The sequence below is a fragment of the Pseudomonas emilianonis genome, from assembly GCF_023072625.1.
In the GTDB taxonomy this organism is placed as follows: domain Bacteria; phylum Pseudomonadota; class Gammaproteobacteria; order Pseudomonadales; family Pseudomonadaceae; genus Aquipseudomonas; species Aquipseudomonas paraveronii.
This window is the reverse complement of record NZ_JAKNRV010000634.1, coordinates 1-1,528: the sequence shown is the minus strand read 5'-3', so window position 1 is coordinate 1,528 and position 1,528 is coordinate 1. Positions and strand designations below refer to the sequence as shown.

2 protein-coding genes and 1 pseudogene are annotated in these 1,528 nt (G+C 61.0%); 1 reads left to right on the top strand and 2 read right to left on the bottom strand.

The genetic code is table 11. The features are described 5' to 3' along the window. Together L9Z73_RS30300 and L9Z73_RS30295 are read right to left on the bottom strand one after the other, a co-directional pair. Positions 1–214, bottom strand: a pseudogene (locus L9Z73_RS30300) (type 1 glutamine amidotransferase domain-containing protein); the annotation flags it as partial. A gap of 26 nt (positions 215–240) precedes the next feature. Continuing rightward, positions 241–840: a TetR/AcrR family transcriptional regulator gene (locus L9Z73_RS30295; RefSeq protein ID WP_247408642.1), complete on the bottom strand. Its 600-nt coding sequence runs from the start codon at positions 838–840 to the stop codon at positions 241–243. 173 nt (positions 841–1,013) lie between these two features. Between L9Z73_RS30295 and L9Z73_RS30290 the strand changes: the two genes are divergently transcribed. After that, the coding region (locus L9Z73_RS30290) for an AraC family transcriptional regulator (RefSeq protein WP_247408640.1) at positions 1,014–1,528 on the top strand (515 nt) is incomplete at its 3' end.

Here is a 1,528-nt window from a genome sequence, read left to right as displayed (position 1 = left end):
CGGCAAAGCGGCGGGTCTGCTCGGTCTGCGCATCCGCTTGATCACTCACCGGGTCCAGCGGCGGCTGGCCACCGGCCGGGGATGCCAGCACCACATCGGCGCCGGCGTCCTTGAACACGTAATACGGCGCCGCAAATTCTTCGAGCCAGAAGCCGGTCTTGCGGCCGGTATCGCCCAGCTGGTCGTGAGAGGTCAGTACCATTAATACTTTCATTTTCCAGTGCCTCGATAGGGTGAAGGTCAGTGTGTGTCAGGGCAACCCAACAGCTGTCGGGTCAGTAGCAGCGCCTGATCAAAAGGCGCGGATGTACGGGTGATCTTGCTCATGACGCTGGTCCCCAGCCATAACGCATACAGGCTGCGGGCCAGGCTTTGCGGGGCTTGCGTCACTGTCAGCGAACCGTCTTCGACGCCGCGCCCAATCGCGTCGGCCAGCAAGGCGATGGTCCTGGATGTGCCGCGATCCAGGGCCAATCGCATCGGTTCTGAAAGGTCTGACACTTCTGCACCGAGTTTGACGGCAAGGCATTTGCCCGCGTCGGTGCAACCGGTCTGATTGTCGATCCAGCATTGCCAATAGCGCATCAACTTGGCGTGTTGGGATAACCCAGGCGCGTCGAACAGTTGCGCCATCCCCTGCACGTAGTGATCGAAGTAGGTATCGAGCAATACCACACCGAACGCGTCTTTGGAGTGGAAGTAGTGATAAAACGAACCTTTCGGCACATCGGCAGCTTGAAGTATTTCGTTCAGGCCCACCGCAGAAAACCCTTTGGCGCCGACAATCGATTGCGCCGTCTCCAGAATGGTCTGCCGGGCACTTTTGGTTGCGCTGTTCATGCTTCACTCCGTCCGATTAGACCAGTCGTCTAGTTCGTGGGGTGAATGTTAGGAGCCGGGCCGGACGCCCACAATGTCATATGCGCAAGGATTCCGGACATGACGCGAACCCGGTTGCCGTTTTCCCGGCACGCGCCGACAATCGCCCCTCCCGCCCGCGTTGGAGAATGGCGATGCACAGCGTTGCGCTGATGGTTTACCCGAACTTCCAGTCCCTGAGCCTCAGCCTGGGCTCGGTGTTCGAGTGCGCGAACCTGCTGCGCGGCGAGCCGGCCTATGAGTTTCACTTGGTGTCGGAGAGCGGCGGCGCGGTGATGACGTCGCAGGGGTTCTCGGTGAATACCACGCCGATCCGGCCGCAGGGCTATGACACCCTGATCGTCAGCGGTTACCTGGAGTTTCGTCTGCCGGAGGCCAACCTGCTGGAGCTGGTCAAGGCTGCGTCGGCGCAATCGCGGCGTGTCGCCTCGCTGTGTACGGGCATTTTTGTGCTGGCCGAGGCCGGATTATTGGCGGGTAAGCGCACCACCACCCACTGGATTCACGCGCCGGCGTTTCGCAAACGCTACCCGGATATTCAGCTGGAAGAAGACAAGTTGTTCGTCGTCGACGGCCAGATCTGGACCGGCGCCGGCATGAGCGCCGGCGTCGACCTGGCGCTGGCGATGGTGGAAAACGACCTGGGCAG